Source organism: Desulfonauticus autotrophicus, from assembly GCF_055381725.1.
On record NZ_AP042395.1, the window covers coordinates 39559 to 60095 of the forward strand.

The 20537-nt window shown below is 30.3% G+C and carries 19 protein-coding genes and 1 pseudogene; 7 read left to right on the forward strand and 13 right to left on the reverse strand.

The features are described from left to right. Positions 1-26: 26 nt before the first annotated feature. Positions 27-971, forward strand: a complete 945-nt coding sequence (locus ACZ42F_RS00235; protein ID WP_464279308.1) for a TolC family protein — start codon at positions 27-29, stop codon at positions 969-971. Between the two features lie 17 nt (positions 972-988). Further along, positions 989-1447, forward strand: a complete 459-nt coding sequence (locus ACZ42F_RS00240; RefSeq protein ID WP_464280275.1) for a TolC family protein — start codon at positions 989-991, stop codon at positions 1445-1447. 53 nt (positions 1448-1500) lie between these two features. Here the strand turns inward: ACZ42F_RS00240 and ACZ42F_RS00245 are convergent, their stop codons facing one another. The 5 genes and pseudogenes from ACZ42F_RS00245 to ACZ42F_RS00265 form a co-directional block, all read right to left on the reverse strand. Next, entirely contained in the window at positions 1501-1935 is a 435-nt protein-coding gene (locus ACZ42F_RS00245) for a 2-thiouracil desulfurase family protein (RefSeq protein WP_464279309.1), read from the reverse strand. A gap of 2 nt (positions 1936-1937) precedes the next feature. Then, entirely contained in the window at positions 1938-2099 is a 162-nt protein-coding gene (locus ACZ42F_RS00250) for an RtcB family protein (protein WP_464279310.1), read from the reverse strand. A gap of 345 nt (positions 2100-2444) precedes the next feature. Continuing rightward, the gene (locus ACZ42F_RS00255; RefSeq protein WP_464279311.1) at positions 2445-2678 is read right to left on the reverse strand and encodes a 2-thiouracil desulfurase family protein; all 234 of its coding nucleotides are present in this window, start codon (positions 2676-2678) and stop codon (positions 2445-2447) included. Beyond that, positions 2671-2904 (reverse strand): annotated as a pseudogene (locus ACZ42F_RS00260) (LytTR family DNA-binding domain-containing protein); the annotation flags it as partial. The pseudogene ACZ42F_RS00260 and the gene ACZ42F_RS00255, both read right to left, overlap by 8 nt. Positions 2905-3161: 257 nt before the next feature. Then, positions 3162-3302: a metal-dependent hydrolase gene (locus tag ACZ42F_RS00265; RefSeq protein WP_464279312.1), complete on the reverse strand. Its 141-nt coding sequence runs from the start codon at positions 3300-3302 to the stop codon at positions 3162-3164. Positions 3303-3487: 185 nt separating this feature from the next. On the opposite strand from ACZ42F_RS00265, the gene ACZ42F_RS00270 reads away from it, so the two are divergent. The 4 genes from ACZ42F_RS00270 to ACZ42F_RS00285 all read left to right on the forward strand — a co-directional run bounded on the left by ACZ42F_RS00270 (position 3488) and on the right by ACZ42F_RS00285 (position 5934). Beyond that, positions 3488-4822: a deoxyribodipyrimidine photo-lyase gene (locus ACZ42F_RS00270; protein WP_464279313.1), complete on the forward strand. Its 1335-nt coding sequence runs from the start codon at positions 3488-3490 to the stop codon at positions 4820-4822. Continuing rightward, on the forward strand, positions 4819-5148 hold the full coding sequence (locus ACZ42F_RS00275) for a lipocalin-like domain-containing protein (RefSeq protein WP_464279314.1): 330 nt from the start codon (positions 4819-4821) through the stop codon (positions 5146-5148). The genes ACZ42F_RS00270 and ACZ42F_RS00275 overlap by 4 nt, the downstream gene beginning before the upstream one ends. A gap of 274 nt (positions 5149-5422) precedes the next feature. Beyond that, positions 5423-5617, forward strand: a complete 195-nt coding sequence (locus ACZ42F_RS00280; RefSeq protein WP_464279315.1) for a DUF2281 domain-containing protein — start codon at positions 5423-5425, stop codon at positions 5615-5617. Beyond that, positions 5602-5934: a type II toxin-antitoxin system PemK/MazF family toxin gene (locus ACZ42F_RS00285; RefSeq protein WP_464279316.1), complete on the forward strand. Its 333-nt coding sequence runs from the start codon at positions 5602-5604 to the stop codon at positions 5932-5934. Before ACZ42F_RS00280 ends, ACZ42F_RS00285 begins: the two co-directional genes overlap by 16 nt. A gap of 1144 nt (positions 5935-7078) precedes the next feature. Here ACZ42F_RS00285 and brxL read toward each other — a convergent pair. The 6 genes from brxL to istB form a co-directional block, all read right to left on the reverse strand. Continuing rightward, positions 7079-8500, reverse strand: coding sequence for a BREX system Lon protease-like protein BrxL (gene brxL, locus ACZ42F_RS00290; RefSeq protein ID WP_464279317.1), 1422 nt, complete (start codon positions 8498-8500; stop codon positions 7079-7081). Positions 8501-8502: 2 nt separating this feature from the next. Then, positions 8503-10821 carry a BREX-4 system phosphatase PglZ gene (pglZ, locus tag ACZ42F_RS00295; RefSeq protein ID WP_464279318.1) on the reverse strand — a complete coding sequence of 773 codons (2319 nt, stop codon included), beginning with the start codon at positions 10819-10821 and terminating at the stop codon, positions 8503-8505. A gap of 9 nt (positions 10822-10830) precedes the next feature. Next, complete coding sequence (locus tag ACZ42F_RS00300; RefSeq protein ID WP_464279319.1) at positions 10831-14232, reverse strand: hypothetical protein; 3402 nt, start codon at positions 14230-14232, stop codon at positions 10831-10833. Between the two features lie 9 nt (positions 14233-14241). After that, on the reverse strand, positions 14242-15504 hold the full coding sequence (locus ACZ42F_RS00305; protein WP_464279320.1) for a 4Fe-4S dicluster domain-containing protein: 1263 nt from the start codon (positions 15502-15504) through the stop codon (positions 14242-14244). Further along, positions 15474-16652, reverse strand: a complete 1179-nt coding sequence (locus ACZ42F_RS00310) for a phosphoadenosine phosphosulfate reductase family protein (RefSeq protein WP_464279321.1) — start codon at positions 16650-16652, stop codon at positions 15474-15476. The genes ACZ42F_RS00305 and ACZ42F_RS00310 overlap by 31 nt, the downstream gene beginning before the upstream one ends. A 189-nt stretch (positions 16653-16841) precedes the next feature. Continuing rightward, complete coding sequence (gene istB, locus ACZ42F_RS00315; protein ID WP_464279322.1) at positions 16842-17582, reverse strand: IS21-like element helper ATPase IstB; 741 nt, start codon at positions 17580-17582, stop codon at positions 16842-16844. A gap of 185 nt (positions 17583-17767) precedes the next feature. On the opposite strand from istB, the gene ACZ42F_RS00320 reads away from it, so the two are divergent. After that, positions 17768-18436 carry a D-alanine--D-alanine ligase family protein gene (locus ACZ42F_RS00320; protein WP_464279323.1) on the forward strand — a complete coding sequence of 223 codons (669 nt, stop codon included), beginning with the start codon at positions 17768-17770 and terminating at the stop codon, positions 18434-18436. A gap of 158 nt (positions 18437-18594) precedes the next feature. On the opposite strand, the gene ACZ42F_RS00325 is transcribed toward ACZ42F_RS00320, so the two are convergent. After that, complete coding sequence (locus ACZ42F_RS00325; protein WP_464279324.1) at positions 18595-19251, reverse strand: DUF4304 domain-containing protein; 657 nt, start codon at positions 19249-19251, stop codon at positions 18595-18597. 547 nt (positions 19252-19798) lie between these two features. Then, positions 19799-20488, reverse strand: coding sequence for a hypothetical protein (locus tag ACZ42F_RS00330; RefSeq protein ID WP_464279325.1), 690 nt, complete (start codon positions 20486-20488; stop codon positions 19799-19801). Positions 20489-20537 lie beyond the last annotated feature (49 nt).

Below are 20537 nucleotides of genomic sequence, written 5' to 3' on the forward strand. Positions count from 1 at the left end.
AATCAGTTAAATAGGAGATGGAAAAAATGAAAAGACTACTATCATTAATATTGATGTTTTTTATAGCTGGATGCAGTTTTATCCCAGAATATAAAAGACCAGAGCCACCAATTAGAGATAGATTTTCCAAAGATGGTTTTTATAAACACATAAATTACAAAAAAGAGTTGCAGAGTTTAAAATGGGAAGAGTTTATTTTAGACAATAAGCTAAAACAAATAATAAAATTGGCATTAAAAAATAACAGAGATTTAAAACTTGCTGTATTAAACATGGAAAAGGCAAGGGCATTATATGGTATTAAGGAAAAAGAATTATATCCAACCCTTTATGCCTCATCTGGATGGGAAAAACAGAGGATTCCAGATGATATGTCTTTAACTAAAAAAGCATATATATCAGAAAAATATAGCGTGAATTTAGGGATTTCCAACTGGGAGATAGATTTTTTTGGTAGGATTAGAAGCTTAAAAAAAGAGGCACTGGAAAATTTTCTGGCAGAGGTTGAAAACAGAAGGGCTGCACAGATCTCCTTGATAAATGAGATTTCAAGGGCATATCTTTTCCTTTCAATGTATGTGGAAAATAAAGACATTGTGGCTGGATTGTTAGATGTGGCTCAAAAAAATCTAAGGCTGGTGGAATCTCAGTATAAGGTGGGTGTTGCAACTGAAATGGATTTAAATAGAGCAAAAACTGCAGTGGAATCCTTAAAAGTAGAGATGTTAAAGGTTGATGAACAAATAGAAAAGGGAAAGAATGCCTTAAATCTCCTTGTTGGAAAAGAGGTTGATGAGAGATTATTACCAGAATCACTTTTATCTATTAGGCCATTTGAGGAATTTTTTCCAACTATATCTTCATATGTATTGTTAAATAGGCCTGATATTATGGCAATGGAGCATAGATTAAAGGCTGGTTATGCTGATATAGGGGCAGCAAGGGCAGCGTTTTTCCCCGTATATCTCTAACAACAGGAATTGGCACTATAAGTGATGAGTTTTCAAATCTCTTTAAGGGTTCAGCAAGGACATGGAATTATAGTATAACAGGTGCCCTGCCTGTTCTGGATTTAAGGGTATGGCAGGCCTATAAACTCAGTAAAATCCAGAGAAAAATTTTGTTAACTCAATATGAAAAGACCATACAAAATGCATTCTGGGAAGTAATGGACAAGCTTGTGGTCATGGCAACCATTGATGAGCAGATAAAGGCAAGGCAAAGGGTGATATCCTGTTTAAATGAAAATTACAAATTGGCTCTAGAAAGGTTTAAAAAAGGGGTGGATAGCTATTTTTCAGTATTGGATTCATATAAGAATTTGCTCGCTGAAAAACAGGCACTGTTGAATTTGATTTTTGTGAGATATGAAAATCAGATTGGACTCTTTGCAGCATTTGGGGGAGGAGGGGATGTTGAAAAATCACATTATTATACTCAACAATAAGAGTTATCCCAAATGTTAATGGAGTTTTAATGGTACATTGGATGGTAAGTTAGTTATAGCTCTTCTTCAGATATAACTAAGATTCCATTGTCCATTAAATATCTGGCAGTTATTCCTGAGCCCTTAACTATTTTCCCGGAAAAGCTCCCATCATAGATTTTAGATACCCCACAGGATGGGCTCAGTTGTTTTAAAATGGCCAATTTTATATTCAATAGCCTTGCAATTAAAAGTGTCTCTTTAGCACCTGTTAAAAAATTTTTGGTTACATCAATTCCCTTTTTGGTGATTACTTTGTTATGTAAAATTTCAGCTGGCTCCCTTGGAGTTGGAAGCCCTCCTAATTGTTCAGGACATACTGGAATCAAGATATTGTTTTTTGCCAATGCCAAAATCTTATGATCTGGTTTTGATGTTCCATCATACCTTGATGAGATCCCAAGCAGGCACGCACTTACAAGTACTGGAGATTCAAAGGTGATTTTCATAATTAGCCTTTTATAACACACATTGGTCTTAGTTTGGCAACCCGCCTTGCCAGTTTTGCCTCATGGCATGCTGAAAAAAAAACTGGCTCTTTTTGCTCTCCATTTTCAGCCATGATATATGAACTGGTTCCCATGGTTCCCCCAATTATAACAGGCTGTTCCACCTCTTTTTATTTTTCTGGCAGTTCTAATGATCCAGGTGGATAAGCCCTTGTTGCACTTTTTTGGTGTACATAGAGTTTTTTTTATCATTTATTGCAAATTTTCAAGTAAAAATGACCCACCTTTTAATAAGATAAACCTCTAGAAATTAGCTGGAGGTGAAAGGGGGGGATAAATAGAGGGAGACTGGATAACAATAAGAAATTAAAAAAACGTAATTTATCATTAGGCACAAGGAAGATTGCAGAACTTTTGGGCATACCTCGCGATACTGTTAAACGGACATTAAAAAGTGAGACATATCCAGGTTATCAAAGAAAAAGAAGGTGTATGAAAAGCTTGTGCCTTTAACAGTAATCTGTTTTTGACACCGGCTCTATCATCCTTATTTTATCCGGATATTTTGCAAGAACTACAGATGGTCTTGGAACAGACATTCCTATATCAACCTCTGGACATATATCTACATACTCAACAAACTCTCCTAATCTCTTTGCAAAATCATCAGCTACAATCCCACCGTTGTATCTAACAGGTGCTATATTTATACATCTACTTATAACTACCTTTGGTCTATACATTTAAAAACTCCTTTAAAAGTTTTGCTCCATCTCTATTTGTTTTTATAGTATCAGAAATTCCACCAAAAGAAATAAAAAACTTACTCTGTTTTAAAACTTTCATATCTTTTATTTTTGATAGATTAACTATAAAACTTCTATGAACACTAAAAAAACCCTTGTTAGCGAAAATGTGCTCAAACTCGTAAAGTCTCTTTGGAATCGCAACCTTTTTCCCTTTAATTCTGCAATAGAAATATTTTCACCAATATTTTTTCAATTTACGACTAATTCATAGTATATCATTACAAATCAATCAATCATTTTGTCAAATCTCATGAGATTATCATCAAAAAATGGCTATTTTAGAGACAATTCGACTAAATACCACAATCTTAACTCTGATTTTTCTGTTTATTATCTATCGCAAGTCACCTCTTTGGTATAAGTTTTGTTTTTGATGAGTGTCTATTTGCCTTCAAATTAGGTGTGAGTTGCAATTCCTCATGTAGAATTAAAGATATTGTCAATATCCGGCAAAAGTGCACCTATCACTGAGATTATGTATATACTTTTGTCACTTTTTTTATCTTTTAAATATAAACCGCCTAAAAGTCCGCTTCCAATATGAGTAACAGGATCCATTTTTACCTCTTTTTAGTAAAATATATATAAAAAAATTAAAGTCTATAAAAATCTAATTTAAAATGGTTACAAGTTTATTTTTTAATATATTTATGATATGCTATAAATATGAAAATACTATTTAATGCTCCCATTTCATAAAATTATATTCAAACTTATGCAAAAAGATATAATCAGGCAGGCGAATGAATTATCTTGAAAGGGTTACTTGTGTAAAAAAAACAGCCAAAAAAGGGGGTTATATGCTTTACTGGATGCATGGTGCATTCAGGATAGAATATAACCACAGCCTTGAATTTGCAAAATACCTGGCAATAAACAAAAATTTTCCGCTGAAAGTTTTGGTAATAATCGATTTCAACTATAAAGATGCCAATTACAGACATTTTAAGTTTTTTATCGAAGGGCTTTTGGAGCTTGTAGAAAAATTTAATGATTTAAAGATATCATTTCATGTTAAAGTAGGCTCTTTTACAGAAATTCTGCCTCAATATCTAATAGCTGCCGACACGCTTATAACAGATAAGACATACATAAAATGGCTTAAAAGTGTGAGAAATGAAATTTATAAAAATAATGATGTTAATATTTATGAAGTTGATACAAACCTTGTCGTGCCTGTACAGGTTGCAAGCTCAAAGCGTGAATACGGAGCATATACGATAAGACCTAAAATTCATAAATTAAAAGAAAAATTTTTAAACGATTTTGTGATTTTTGATTATAGGGATAAAAGTTTTGAGCTTGAAAATGATTTAGATAGCCTGAGTATTGATGATAAATTAAAATCAGTTCATTACGTCAAACCGGTTGATTTCAAAGGTGGAGAAAGTGAAGCAGATAAGCTACTTAGAGATTTTTTAAATGAAAAGTATGATGATTTTGCAGAAAAAAGAGGAGACCCTGCCTTTGATTATGAGTCAAATTTGAGTTTTTATCTACATTTTGGATTTATCAGCCCAGTTAAAATCTTAAAAGAGGCCTTAAAAATAGATACTGATCCTGAAAATTATGATACCCTATTTGAGCAGCTTGTTGTAAGAAGGGAATTAGCCCACAATTTTACTTACTATACTGATGATATTCATAATCTTTACACATTTTTGCCTGAGTGGGCTAAAAATACGTTGAAAAGCCATGAAAAAGATAAAAGAGAATATATTTATACTTTAAATGAGTTGGAAGAATGTAAAACTCATGACAAGTTTTGGAATGCAGCCCAATTTGAGCTTATAAAAAAAGGTAAAATTCACAATTATATGCGTATGTATTGGGGTAAAAAGGTTATCGAGTGGTCTGAATCAATTATGTCTGCCTACGAAAATCTAATCTTTTTAAATGACAAATATGCTCTTGATGGAAGAGATTCAAACGGTTATGCAGGTATAGCATGGTGCTTTGGTATGCATGACAGGGCTTTTAAAGAGAGAGAAATTTTTGGCAAAATAAGATATATGTCTGAAAATGGCCTTAAAAGGAAATTTGATATGAATAGATACCTTGTGAGGGTTGGTGTTTGAGAATAGTTATTTTGATATTAATTTTACTTACAAATTATTCTTTTGCTTCAGACTTTATAAAATTAAAGGCAACTGACCGTGTGAATTTGCCTAACGACCTTTATTATAAAGATAATTTTGTAAGTCAGTGGTGGTATTTTACAGGGCATTTAAATTCAAACGATGGGAAAAAATTTGGCTATGAGCTTACAATATTTGTAGTCAATGTGAACAACATAATTCGCCTGTCCCCTTTTTCGCCTTCTGAAGAGTGGGATAAATTTAAGAAAGATATAAAACCTTGGAAAGAACTACCTGGCATAGAGAAAACGTGTTTGACTTTATAGTCGGTGATATAGTAGAAGCAAGTATTATTAAAGATTCTTATGAAGTTGAGTCGGCAAACTCTCACTTCCTTAATGTATGTACTGTGAGGTAAATGATGTGTGCGAAAAGAACTTTGAAAAAGAAACTTCGCCTAACACAGCGTAAACGCTTCAGACTGACGCCCTTGCCCTTCGGGACATTGCTCCCTGGGGTCATAATGTCGTATATGCTGATTCCGTTATTGGAAATGGCTTAAAATTAGACATACAAATAAATAGCGAGGTTGTTGAAAATATGGAGGTGAAGGAATTAATCTTAAAAGAAATTGAAAAGATTCCTGAGGAGTATCTTCCAGAGATATTGGATTTTATACGCTTTTTAGAGACAAAAGTACTGGAAGAAAGGATAGGGACTGCAATGGCAAGCGAAACATCCCTTAAGAAAGATTGGCTAAAACCTGAGGAGGATGAAGCTTGGCAAGATTTGTAAAGGGAGATGTGGTGGTTGTACCCTTTCCATTTTCGGATTTAACTCATGCTAAGAGACGGCCTGCTTTAGTTGTGGCTGAATTAGAAGGAGATGATCTGATTCTTTGCCAGATAACCAGCCAGCAGATTAAAGATAAATACGCAGTTCTAATTGAGGACAATTACTTTGAAACAGGAATACTCAAGCAGAGAAGTAATGTGCGACCAAATCGTATATTTACAGCGGACCGTCACATAATCTTATATCGTGTTGGTCATCTCAACCCTGATAAGACTAACGAGGTGATCGAGAGAATAGTGGATATTTTACGGCAATGAATCACGCAACTTCTGATAACAGAGCGTATCTGGATTTGTGCTTTCTACTCATGTGCATGGGGTTATATGTATGGTTGTTGTAGGGGCGATTCATGAATCGCCCCTACGATGAAACGTTATACAACGCCGTAAAATGTTATTGCCCAAAATTATTGGACGTTTTAACAAACATAATTCGCCTGCCCTTTTTTTATTCTTATCTTTTATCCCTTTTTCTACAATTGCCACTAAATCAGTTACTACATCAAAAAAATAACCCTTAGCTTGATCAAGCTAAGGAACTTTTTTATATTTGGTTGCCACATAGATTTTTCAGACTGAGTCAATTTATTTTAGCGAAGTCCTCCGGACTTTAAGGCTCTGGATACCTTGAAAAATCTATGTTAACCGCAACTTGTTTGCGGATTGTCAAGGGATTATCCTGTACTAAAACTATAACTGACCAGCCACATCAGTTATACAACCATCAAGCTTAAAAATGCTTGATAGTGTGTTTTAGTGCAATTTTCTGTATTTTCTGTTTTTGCGATGCTTGATAAATCAAGCAAGATTAAGGATAATACAAGCCGATTCACAATGGAATTGTGAACGGCTTGTATTAACTATTTGGATTATTATTTATTTTTTTGTTATGATTACAAAAGGCTTTGTTGCTCTTACGTATGCAATATTTATTGCATACCATGATGATTTTGCATTAAATGCTATACGACTTTTAACAGTCTAAATTCTTTAATCAAAAATATCTTATTTTGTCCTGCTCAATCAGGTAGAAACTAAATCTTACTCTTATCCTCTATTATATAAATATATCTAGGTTAAATATTTTTGGGATTCTTGGCTATATATTGAAAATTTCAGTTAGAAAATTGAGTTAATTTTAAGGATGTGTATAATAAAAATTTTACACAAAATTAGTTGCACTATGACTCCAACAAAAGAAGCTGGGAAATTGAATTAGATAAATTAACTGAGAAATAAGATTTGGGCAAAAACATATCCCTAACTGTATATTTATTTTAAAGAAGGAATTGACAGGTTTACAAATGGTTAATATCATAACTGTCAAATGAGCGTTTCACAAATAATGTTGCAAAGTCATTTGAAATACAAACTGGTATAATTTCACTTTTTTGTTAAAAAATTATTTAATATCAATATTTGGTAATTCTTTCTCAAACTCATCATCAATCAAATGTATCTGCTCTCTAATTATTGCTCTTTTTGTAATTGCCATATTTAAACAAAAATTTCTGAATTCTTCTTTATTAATTTCATTAACACTTTCAATATGAGGGAATAATAATTTTAAATATGCTGTTGTTAATTTTATAATTGCTGTTGTATCTCTAGTATCTGCATTTTTAGGTATATCTAATAATTCACTAACAATAGCATTATATGACGAATCTTCTCTCAATGAATGGAGGATTTCTGAAAAATATTCAACATTTAAAGTATAACCATTCGCTTTTAAATCTTCTTTAATTCTTGGGAGTTGCCAACCTTCAATAAATCCATGGAATCTATCCAGTAATGCAGATTCTTTAAAAAACTCAGGTAAAGAAGCAAAGTAGTTTCTATTAAGCGGTAGTTTATTATTACTAAGAGGTATATTACCTAATAATATCATACCAGCAGAAGAATCAATTTTGACATTTGCAACAGTACAAATTCCAGATTCAAGATAACTTTTTAGTGCCCCTTTTAGTTCATCAGGTTCTGAAAATTTTATCGTTTGTATTTCGTCCATTGCAACAAAATCATACATTTTGATAATACCATAAGTCCTTTTTTGAATATCATAGAATAACTTTGCTCTTGTAACAACGCCACCACTTATTAACCATCCATATTTACTCAAGTTACTAAAAATATATGATTTTCCAGTTCCCTTAGGTGCAAGCTCTATTAGGTTTAATCGTGGTTCTACAAAAATAAGTAATCTGCTTAAAAATTGTAATTTTTGTTGTAAAGACTTAAATCCTTTTGGATTATACTCCATAGATTTAAGCAGAACATCAATCCACTCTTCAGTTGAAAATTCTTTTCTTGCAGATTTAAAATAATCCAAATCAACCGAATATGGCTTAAAAGGTTTATAATTAACTAACTCTATAAATCCTTTTTCTTTACCGTCAGGTGGAATATATGCTAATGTTATTACTCCCCAAATTTCTCCATCTTTCAAATCAGAGTGCTTTTTTGCAATATAATCAGGAATTCTACCTTCGTTTGATTTTATTCCCAAATCTGGAATTGAAAATTTTAATTTATTATGTTGAATATCTGTTTCAACTACAAACCTAGTAAGAATCGTTACTTCTTCCCGATGAGTTCGAAGTCTGTTTTTAATTGCATTATCTTTTTGGGGTATATGACTTTCTAAGAAATTTAACAGACTCTCTGAATCTAACTCACCAAAATCATCAGTAAACTTTTTCATTAACCAATCTTTTATAAAAGAGGGTAAATTCTTTCCATTAAAAATGTTGTATCTCTTAGGAATTTTATAAACTGATTCTTCAGGAAATACGTTTTTAATTTTAATGTCTAAATTATCCATAATTAAAATAACTCCTCTTCTTTAAAACCTGATTTCACAATTATAACAAATTCTTTTTGAAAAACTCCTATTTCTACTTTTACTTTATATTGTCCAGCTCTGTTAATACCAATATCATTAATATTAGTTGTAAATTGGTTAATATTATGCTTACTTAACTCTATTTTATAATTTTTATAAACAAGATAAACTTTTTTCTTTGGAGATGGTAAAATTTCAAAAATAATCATAGGATTTCTAATATTTAACTCGTTTGTAATCAACTCAATATTATATTGATCTTTTTGTTGATTATAATTTGGAATAGAATTAAAAATGATAACAGGGACCAATACTTCTTCTGGAGTACATCCTCCATGAACTTCCCTTATCGGTTTTGATGAAAGAGAAATATGTTTTGATGCAATTATGTAGTTATCTTTTATGATATAATTTTCGTCAGGTTGAAAAGTGTTTATATTTTTAGATTTTATATATCTTCCTTCATGATCAGCTTGTTCGAAGTTTTTACTACTATTGTTTAATCTAACTAAAGCGGATGATCCATGGTCAGAAATAATTACTGCTCTTTTATTTGATTGTAAAACAATTTTTCTAGTAATGAGTTCATCAATTTTATTGATTTCTTGAACTATTGAACTAGGATACTGATACGTTGAACTATGTATTAATTTATCAAAATCCTGAAAATACTGAACATTAGAGATGTCATACTTATTTAGTTCAGTCGTTGATGGTAAATTAGCTCTGGCAATATATTTTTTTTCAACATTATAATCTTTTACTTTCAATAAATACTCTATCAAACTAATCCATTCAATTCCAATTGCATCAATCCAAAATACATAATCAAATTTCTCATTATTCAAATATGTTGCTACATCTTTAAAACTGTAATACCATTTGAAGAAAGAGCTTTCATCCTTATTGAGTTTATTTATTTGTAATTTAATATCATCAGTATACAAATTCTTTATTTTAGATTTTTTATATTCTTTGAAATAAGAATATACCCATTGTTGTTCTTTTGCTAAATTATCGCATTCGAAATCTTCTAAATATTTTTGCAAATATGGGAATTTATCTAAAATTGAATAATATTGATTCTTAATTATAATTTCTTTTTCAAATTCCAATATCCCAGTAATTACTTTAAGTTTAGTTTCATCATCCTTTTCTTCCAATTTCAATTTATAATCATTTATAAAGTCGACTGGAAGTTCTAAATTTAAGATATAATAGAATCGTTTTAATAATTCCTCTCTTTCATCATATTGTTCTTTTGTTGGTTTTGAAATTTTAAAAATCGTATCCCATAAACGCATTAGAAATTCAAGATTGTTATATGAGTTTAAATTTTTAAGTACCTCATACAAGTATGAATTTTCACTATTTTCAAAACTTAAGAAATAATTCTTGATAAGCCATTTTTCAAAATCGCTTCTATTTGAAGTAAGCCATAACTCAATAAAGTTATTATCATTAATTATTTTAGAGTTAACAACATCTTTAACAAATTCATAAAAAGATATATATCTGTTTGTGTTAAATTTATCAATAATCTGAAACCAAAATTCTCTTTCTAAATCATTAAACTCTATATGGATATCTACATCAAAAATGTTAATTAAAAGTTCTTTAGGATTATGAATTTTTTTAAAGTCAAATATCTCATCAGGTTTCGCATTATCAGCTAAAAAGAATAAAGTCTTAGATAAAAGTAAAGCTGGTGTTGGAAAATCTTTTTTCCATAAATTAAGCCATTCTTTAGTTCCTTTGATACTTTGAATATAATTGATATTTATGGATAAATCATTATATAAAAATATATTGTTTTTTTGTGGTAACTCATTAATTTCCCAAATAAAAGAATATTCTTGTTTTCTATTAAAATTATTGTAAAATTCATTTAAAAATCTTACCTTAATACCCATTAATGGGATATAGATTCGTTGATTAGAACTTCCAATATTTTCAAATTCCGTTAATTGACTAAACAAATTGTTAAAGTCTTGTTTATTATAAAATCTGGCTATTTCTGAAAATGGCAATATTAAATAATCTTTATCATTTCTTAAATTTTTTATTGTATTAATAAATTCTTGTTTTGTTATCCAACCATCATCTTTAGGTAATAGTTGTGATATTTCAAACTTAAGAATTTTAACTTTGTTCATTTCTTCAATTAGCTTTCTAAGAGTATTGAAATTTGATAATAAAATGTATCTTATAGGAAATCTTTTTTCTGTAATATTTTTTGTATTTTTATCTTCTTTTATTTTATGGATAAGACAATCTATATTTTCAAATTTTTCTATCATACATTAACCTTATCTCATACCCCTTAAATGTTTATCTAAAATGTTGGCTAAATCAGGTTTTTCTTCTAATACCAACAATATCATTTTTTTGAGTAAATTAATATCATCAATCTTTTCGATTTTTCCCTTTATAATATTAATTGTTTCGGGTTTTGGTGGCTGTAAATCTTTAACAAGATTCACATGTGAGCTATCAGAAGAATTACTTTTTATAGACTTTAATTCTTGAATACAATTTTGTTGAGGTATTTCTTTGTTTATAATCCAGTCTTTAATATCAATGATAACATCTTGTTCTTTCCAATTTAATTCTTCTGGTTGTTTTTGTTTTATGTAGTCTATCACTATATTTAATTCTGTATCAGATATTTTTCCATTCCCTTTACATTTTATAAAATTTTTAAATCCTTTCTCAAAATTATTTTTAATAAAGATTTGTTTAAGATCAAAAAGGTTATTTTGAATTTTTGATAATAATTCTTTTACAAACGATACATCAATCTCAGTATCTGTTAATTCAAAAACTATTTTATTTATATTATCAATTATATTTATGTGTTGTTCATATTGAATATCAGTAAATTTTAATGACCATATGGGAAAACCAATCTTTTTTACTTTATCTTTTATCTTCCATCTAACATCTTGCAAACCGTTACATTCTTCAATTTCGAATAAATTAGATAATTCTTTAATAAGGTCATTTTCTTCTTCAGTGCCTAATCTTACATTTAACTTGTCGCAACTTCTATCTTTTTGCCAACACTCAAATATTTCATTAACTTTATCACGCATTAAAATGGTATTAATTAATTGACCAGAATTTGCCATATATAACTTATTAACATATTCTCTAAAAGCATAACCTAAAACTGCCATATTTAATATATTTGTATATAAACCATAAGGTGGTTGAGTTAAAAACCTTAATTTTTCTGCGAGATTAAATGATGATTTTTCCGATACTTTTTCAATTATATTTTTTACTTCTTTATAAACTTCAATTACAGGGTGTGATATGGAGATATCTTTTAATTTTAAATTTTTATCTATTATGTATTCAGAATCTTTGTCTTTAAAAATATCTTTAATATAGCTATATTGTGCTTTAGGTTTACTTTCAAGGTAATCTCTATTATTAGCGGTTAATATATATTCAATTGCTTTTTTAGCTGCTTGAAATTGCCATACTGTTGCAACTTTTATATTCAGCTTATCAATCCCTTTATGAAATATTCTAGGGGCAATATCATTATTAATGTGTTGTCCAATACTGCTAGTATTTTTAACAGTTTTGTAGTTATTAAAACTTGTATAAAAATCAACATAATTTATACTTGATACCCAACTATCCAAAATCTTCGCGGCATATTCTTCTTCTTTTGAACTGTCATCGTTAAATGAATGGTTCCTTAAAACATTTGCTCTTGCCAAATATTCTATAAAACTTTTATACTTATCTTCTCCTAATGATTCTTGGACATTAATAAATACAATATGCTTAAAATCGTCATCCTTTTTAATTTCTTTTATTAAGCTCAAAATTGAATCATTTTCATCATCATTTATTTTTAAGAATACTGCTAAGTCTATAAAATAAGAAGGGGGAAAGTATTTATTGAGATTATTTTTTAAAATATGTATGTTTATTTCAGAAGAAAAAAATTTCACCCTGGTTTTTCTTAAGATATCATTTTGATCATTAAATAAATTTTCAAGTTTCTGTTTGATGTTACCAAATTCAATTATTTGATTTATATTTTTATACTGATTTTTCAGTTTTTCTTTCTCACTATCTAATTCATGTCTTGGTAGTGAAGTGCTTGATATTTCAAATAAATCATTTGGATTTTTTTGAATTATCTCTTGTTTATCAATATATTCTAAGGCATCATCAACAATATTCTCTATATATGTACCTATAAAAAGTTTCTTTATGTTATTTATATGAGGTCTAACTTTATCTGTTTCAGGATTTGCATAATCAGTTATTCTGTAAAGTGAATTTAATAGTAAAATACCTTTAAAAACTTTTAGGTAATTTGGATTTAGATTTTCTATCTGTTTTTTATATGTATTATATTTTTCTAAAACTTGCATAAACCTATTATCTTTATCTCTTTCAAGTTCTTCAGCATAAAAATCCCAAAGAAAATCAGCGGTTAATAAAGCAGTATCGGAAATTTCATTTTCTAGAAATTTAATAAAACCATGCTCACTATCATATAAAAAGTTAAAGATACTACGTTGAGTTGATCCGATATTATTAGCCAAAAATGTTGAAAGATAAACGGTGTACGGATGAATAGGGTATAAATCTTTTACACTATCTTTTACATTAATACCATCTATATTTTGAGTGATGTAGTCCACTAATTCATTTAAATTTATATTATTAAAAACCTTGTTTTTTAATTCCAGCCATCTGTTATGGTCTTTTCTTTTTAATGCTGATGAAAGAATTTGATATGTAGTTATTGGAACCATAGGATACTGAACTGTATGGAATCTATCTTTTACTTTATTCAAAACATCTTGAACATTTCTCCCAAACTGATTATAATCACGATGGGTTATTAGATATAAATATACATTGTCTTTTATACTTAATTCTGCAATTGATTGTATTTCATTTATTATTTCTGAAATAGTTTCTTTTTCCAAAATAGTTGTAAACTCATCCCAAAAAATCATTAAACCATCAGCCACTCTTTTATTTATTATTTCTTTCGATATTTCATTAAGCCAAATTGAAATCTTTTCATGGGAAAAATGAATATTCTTTTTGGATAAAATTCTTTCAACAATCATTAAAAATTCAATATCCTCATTTTCAAGTTTCTTGATAATATCATCTTTACCATTAACATACATTCCTAAATCAGGATTTTCTTCAATTATTACATCCCAATTAAGAAAACTATCATTAATTTTATCAATAATTCTATCAAAATCACTTTTTACTTTGATTGAAATATTCAGATTGTTAAGCGTTTTTTTAACTGCTTTTTCAATTTCCAACGATAAGGTTCTTGCATCTGTAACATTTCCTCCACCTTTTAAAACAACAGGTATTATTTTCTTTTCCTTTCTGAAGGCTTTTAACTTTTCTCTAACTTCAACTTTTGTAATTCTATCCTCTATATAGTCTTCTATAGTATCTAAAGAGTCCCAAAGTAAGTGTTTTATCACACTTGAAGCATGACTTTTCCCAGTACCGTATCTGCCAACAAGCCAAATTGATAATTTATCTTTTGTTTGAGTAGAATTAACAGACAATAAAGTCTTATTTAATAACTCATAAAACCTATTGTTTGGAATAAATTGCTTCCAATAATCACCTGTTTCATTTTCTATATTAAACACAGGTTGAAAATAATCTTGTAACCCAATGATTTCTGAAAATTTCATCTCTGCCCTCTATTCTATTAATAATTTTACAGCTTCTAATGCGGTAATATCTTTTCTAAGGTTAACTGTATCTAAATCTGCCACAATTGCAACATCTACTAATCTATTTCTATTTTCTTGCAAGCCACGGAGCTTACTCTCTAAACTATTTTTAGATATTCCAAAAATTTTATATGGACCACCTATTATATCCTTAGAATATAATTCAGAAACAGTAAAACTATACCTATTTGTTTTTTCAGCATATTTATATAAAGAATAAAGAATAGATGCTGAATTTATATTATTTGAACCTTTTTTGTATAATAATCTTTCATTACCCTTTTTTTCTACTGATACTATATTCTTTAATGACTCAGTATTTGATTGTTCTATAGTGTTAAACAGTGCTGATAAAGGATTATTTAAAGTACCTTCTGATAAATCAGGAAAAGATTCTTTTAAAAGCTTTAATAAATCTTTTTTACTTATTTTATTTCCCCATGGTATATTATTTGCTGTCCAATAAAAAATTAATGAATTATAATAAAGATTAGTCAAAATAATTTCCCATATAATATTAAGATTAATTTGCTTATTTACAAAAAATAAACACAACTCTGTGGGCTGTTTCTCCTCATTTTGAAGTAATTCAGCATCTTTAAGCCAGTTAATCATTGCAGGTATTTGCTTTGTCCCTAATTGATTATCAATTTCAAAATAATTATTATAATTTTCTAAAAATGATTTTAGCCATTTTTCTCTTAAACCGAATGTAGAATATTTGTCTATTCCCGATGATTTTTTCTTATTCATAAAAACCCTACCCTCTGATATATTTTTTGATTTTGCAACTAAACATCCTTTATTTGTAAAATTTAAACAATTATTACAATGCGTGCATAAATTAGTGTTGACTTGAACAGTAGGAGAAATTTTTAATGCTCCAGTAGGACATTCCACTTGACATGCTTCACAATGAATACAATAAGTAGCTTTATAAAGAATTCTTTTAATTTTACTTAATAATGACGGATTTTGTTCAATATTTTTTATAATAAAAATCTTTTTATCAATATTATCCTTTATTTCGAATTTATAAAAATCATTTTTTATTTTTATCTCACCTATATTGTTATCATTGTCAAATATAACATCACCAATTACTTTTATCCACTCCACCAAATTTTCTTTAGGCTTGATTAAAGAAGCTAGAAAGTCAGGGTTGGTTTTTATAACATCAACTCTTGAAGTATCCTTTGTTAATTCATTCCCACTAGCTCTTTTTTCCAATTTCCTGATTTAATATAAAGAACTTTCTCATCTTGATTTACAATACCAATCTTATTTGTTTGTTCTTTTATTAGGGCAAAAAACTTATTTGTAATTTCGGGATATGTTTTATTAATTATAAATTCAGACCAACCTGAAGCAAAAGGACAAACAGAACATCCAACGCGAGTAAGACCATTTCTATAACTCTGATTTATTGGTAATTTCCGATAAAATAAATATAACCATACTTCTGTAATATTCCAATTGAGTATAGGTCTGACATTTGTAACTAATATATGTTTAACACCCTTAGCTATTCTTTCATAGGTTGAACGTCTATTGCTTTCTTCCTTTCTAACACCCTCAAAAACTAATACTCTTGGATTTTTCTTTTGAGGTTGCAATTGCCATAATAGCCTATTAAACGGAACTGTTTTTATAACAGTACAACACCATCGATGAAAGCGACTTGGGGGGCCAAACTCTTTCCAATAATCTATAGTTGGTGTTTTATTTTTCCCAATATAAAATCTCAACTCTGGGTATTTTTTTTGATAAAATTGTTTTGTTTTTTCAAATATTTTAATTGAAGATGGTAATTCCATATCTGTATCAGAATAAATCACTTGGTAATATTCAGGTGGAATTACTCTGCTTACCAAATCTAAAACTACTTGAGAATCCTTACCACCACTAAATGAAACAACAAAAAAATCAATTTTATCTCTTTGTGACTTAATTTTAAAATTAAAGCTTTTATCCCTAAGAGTTTTTACATTTAGCCTGTAAACCTTAAAAGTTTTTTCAATAAAGTCTAAAGCCTCATTTTCCAATACAAATAATGGTTCCTTATTTTTTTGAATAACATTTTCGATATTTATTGGTTCTAAATTTAAATCTTTGCCTTCCTGTGTCAATACTATTTTTGGTGCATCATAAATATTTCCACCAACAACCTCAGCAACTTCAATTCCATAATAAAAATATTTCCTCCCTGTAGCCCATAATAAAGGGGCATTGCTTTTTGGATATTTCCAATATTTGTTAAAGCCTAAAATATCAAGCTCTTCAAAAAACACAGGTCTAGGAGGATCTTTAAATTCAGAATTAGTTAAATAAGTTAATATAACACCATTGTTAATTTTATCCCATTCTACTTTATACATATTTCCTGTCAAACATTAATTTATATTAAGTTAAATTGCTATATGTAAATAATTTACTAACTTAGTATCATTAAATTTTACCAAATAAATTAAGCTTATGCAAGTAAAATTGCATAACCATAGTTGGTAAAAATGTCAAAGTCAATTAAAAATCCCCACGTTATGGCCCTTAAAATTCCCCAGTTAGATTTATGCTTCTTTTACTTTTTGTAAACTTTTTATTCTGTAACTTTTACCTGTTATCTTGAAGATATGGGAATGATGAATAAGTCTGTCTATTATTGCAGATGCTAAGACTACATCACCAAATATATTTCCCCATTCTTCAAATGGTCTATTAGTAGTTACAATCACAGAATTTGTTTCATATCTTTGTCTGATAATTTCAAAAAATTCATCCACGTAATTCAATGGTATCTTTTTAAATCCAACCTCATCAATAATAAGTAAATCTACCTGTAAAAATTGCTTTAATACCGTAAAATAACTGCCATCACCTTTTGCTGCAACTAATCTTGATACCATATCATTTGCATGAATAAAAAGAACTTTGTAACCTTTTTTCAAAGCTTCTATACCTATGGCATTTGCAAGATGTGTTTTACCTACTCCTGGATTACCCATAAAAATTATATTCTTCTTTTCACTTATAAATCTGCAACTTGCTACATCTAACACGTCCTGTTTCTTTAATTCTGGCTGATATGTAAAATCATAACATTCAAGCGTTTTTGAAGAATCAAGCTTAGATTTGGCAAATCTCTTCTTAAACGAATTACTCTGACGGTTTACCACTTCATCCTCAAGTAATAACTCCAAGAACTCAAGATAACTTAAACCTTTTTCAATTGCATATTGGTTTCTGCTTTCAAGTGACTTTAAAACACCGGATAATTTGAAATTTGTAAGTTTTCTTTTTATCTCTTGCATAGATATCTTCCTTATGTTTATTTTCCACAAATAAAGTCATACTGGCTTAAATCATGACAATAACCACCACATTTCACAGATTCATCAGATGAAATATTTTTATCAACATAAAGGCCATTTTCACATATCCTCAATGTCTTGCCTATTGTTATGATAAGTCTTTGGTTCGCGGTATTGCGAAAGAAATGGAAATCCCTGTTCCAGAAGCTATGTTTATAAAACCTGAAGATATAACTTTTGAAATATCTTTTTCTTTTCCTGTCCTTGTAAAACCTAACTTTGGAGATTCAAGTTTTGGTATTACCAAAAGAAGTGTGGCCAATACCCCTGAAGAACTTATGAATGCTATTTCAGAGATAAGAGAAAAATTTGGTTATGATAAGCCTATTCTGGTAGAGGAATTTCTATCTGGAAAGGATTTAAGCGTTGGAATTATCGGGAATCCGTCTGGATCTTATATGGTGTTGCCCATAATAGAAGAAGACTATTCATGTTTACCGCCAGAGCTTCCTAGGGTATGTGGTTATGAAGCCAAGTGGTTACCAGATTCTCCTTATTGGAATCTAAAGTCGGTTCCAGCAAATCTTTCAGAGGATACAGAAAGATTTATTGTAGAGTGTTGTTTAAAATTGTTTGAAAGGCTTGAGTGCAGGGATTATTGTAGGTTTGATTGGAGATGTGACGGAGAAGGGAATCCAAAACTTCTTGAAGTAAATCCAAATCCTGGCTGGTGTTGGGATGGGCATCTTGCAAAAATGGCAAAGATTTTTGGGCTTTCGTATGCTGAGATGTTAAAAGCCATCTTAGAGGCAGTTGAATCACGGGTGGGAATTAGAATTGAAGGGGATTTATAATTTGTAGGGGCGATTCATGTAAGGGCGATTCATGAATCGCCCCTACGATGAAACGTTATACAACGCCGTAAAATGTTATTGCCCAAAATTATTGGATATTTTAAAATAAATTCCGCAAAAACGTATCAAACATAATTCGCCTGTCCCCTTTTTTATTCTTATAGAGCCAATCCAAGCCTGGTGCCAAGAGCCCGAATGCGATTTACATAACCTTTTAAGCCCAAAGTGTGTTCCTTCCCTGCGATCAAGTTGGTCAAGACTGTCTTGGCTTCATCAACACGCCCGGCTCTATGCAGTAACACGCCAAGTAACTCCGTTCGGATCGTTGGCGCTCCGAATAAGCTTAACGGCAACTCATCTCTCTCTAATGCCCCTAACAGGTCTTGTGTGGACCGAAAGGCAGGCCACTCAAGGAATTTGAGACCATAGTTCCTCAGCGCATCGCCAACCTCCTGCGCTAGTTCAGCAAGGTCGGTGTCAAGCCCGATGGACCACCAGTGGTCAGCCTTTACCGGCAGAAGAGAGCCGATGCGTTCATAGAACAGCCTATTCCGATGGCTGGCAGGGCTCTTGGGTAACCTGCCACCAAACCATTCAGCAGCAATCTCGGGAGAGGATAGACCTAAATTAATCGTAAACCGTCCAGTGTCAAACTCGTTCCAGAGACTTCCTTGAACGTGGACAACGTGATAAAGGTCAGCAACTCGTTTATAAAAAGCGCGGCCCTGTTTTTTGAAACCTTGTTCCTTCAGAATAGGATGAATACCGGCCGAAATGACCTGATCGATGGCTTGAGTTATCTGAGATTTGACCATAGGCTTTTTGTGCCTGCCTGTTTTATCGTTTTTTAATAACACATATAATTACAACAAGAAAACAAATAATCAAGCTCAAAAAAATCTTTTTTATCGGGTGGGGAAGAGGTTTTTCTCTTATGCTGGAGAGATGGAAGAAAATTTTAAAGAAACATTATTCGCCTGTCTTTTTTTTAGTCTCATCTGTAACCTGTTCATAGAAAAGATCCAATTCCAAAAACTTTTGAAATGATAAGCGATCATTTATCGCGTTTTTTAATCTAGGATTAGATAAATTCCATGGGCAAGATATAAACCTCGTAGCATCAATTCGGTATCCTTTTTTTTTACTTATTTCGTAATTTCAATATAATAGATGCATATACATCTTCTTAGTAAACTTGTCACTAGAAAAATGGAGATTTTTTAGCGTAATTAATTAGAGATTCCTTAATAAAAATTACTTTAGCTTGCATAATGGAGCTAATAAAAAAGACAGCTTAAGAAAACAAAGAGTTTTAAGATAGTTTTCATTATTGGTCACCTTATTAAGGTTTAAAGTAAAGTTTTATTCCGGGCCAAAACACCTATAGGGATTATTATAACTATAGTTGTGTACTATTTCTTCATAATCGTCAAACCAATAAGCATGAGGATTGCGCTTAAAAAACATCACCTCTCCACTTTGCTCGGAATCTGCTGCCCGATGGTATCTAAAAATAATGTGTTCTTGAGTTAAAGCTATGGGTTCAATTTTACCTGTGGAGTGGGACATAGTAAGTCTTGCTCTTTTAGCTAAGCCTGAGCACATCATTTGTGCCTTTTGAAAGGTTACTAAGGCCTTTTCAATGGGGACACTAAAGACAAAGTTACCAATAGTTGGTCTGCATATAAAGACATAATAAGGGGGAATGCCTATATAAGAAAGTTTTTTAAATAAAGAGGCTAAAGTATATGGGTCATCATTAACACCTTTTAAAAAGGGAGTTTGATTGGCTAAAATTGCTCCTGCTTTGATTAAAAGATTAGCGGCTTTGATGCTTTGAGGGCTTATTTCTTGAGGATGGTTAAAGTGAGTCATAATGTAGATGCGTTTTTCTGGTAGACTATAGTTTTTTATTAGTTCTAATAGTTCTGGATCTTTTAAGATACGATAAGGATTAAAAGCCAGAAGTTTAGTACCTATGCGGATAATCTTTATATGTTTTATCTCGCGCAAACGAGAAATGATTTTTTTTAATTTGTTGGTAGAGACCAAAAGCCCATCTCCCCCAGTTAGAAGTACATTGTTTATTTCAGGATGGTTT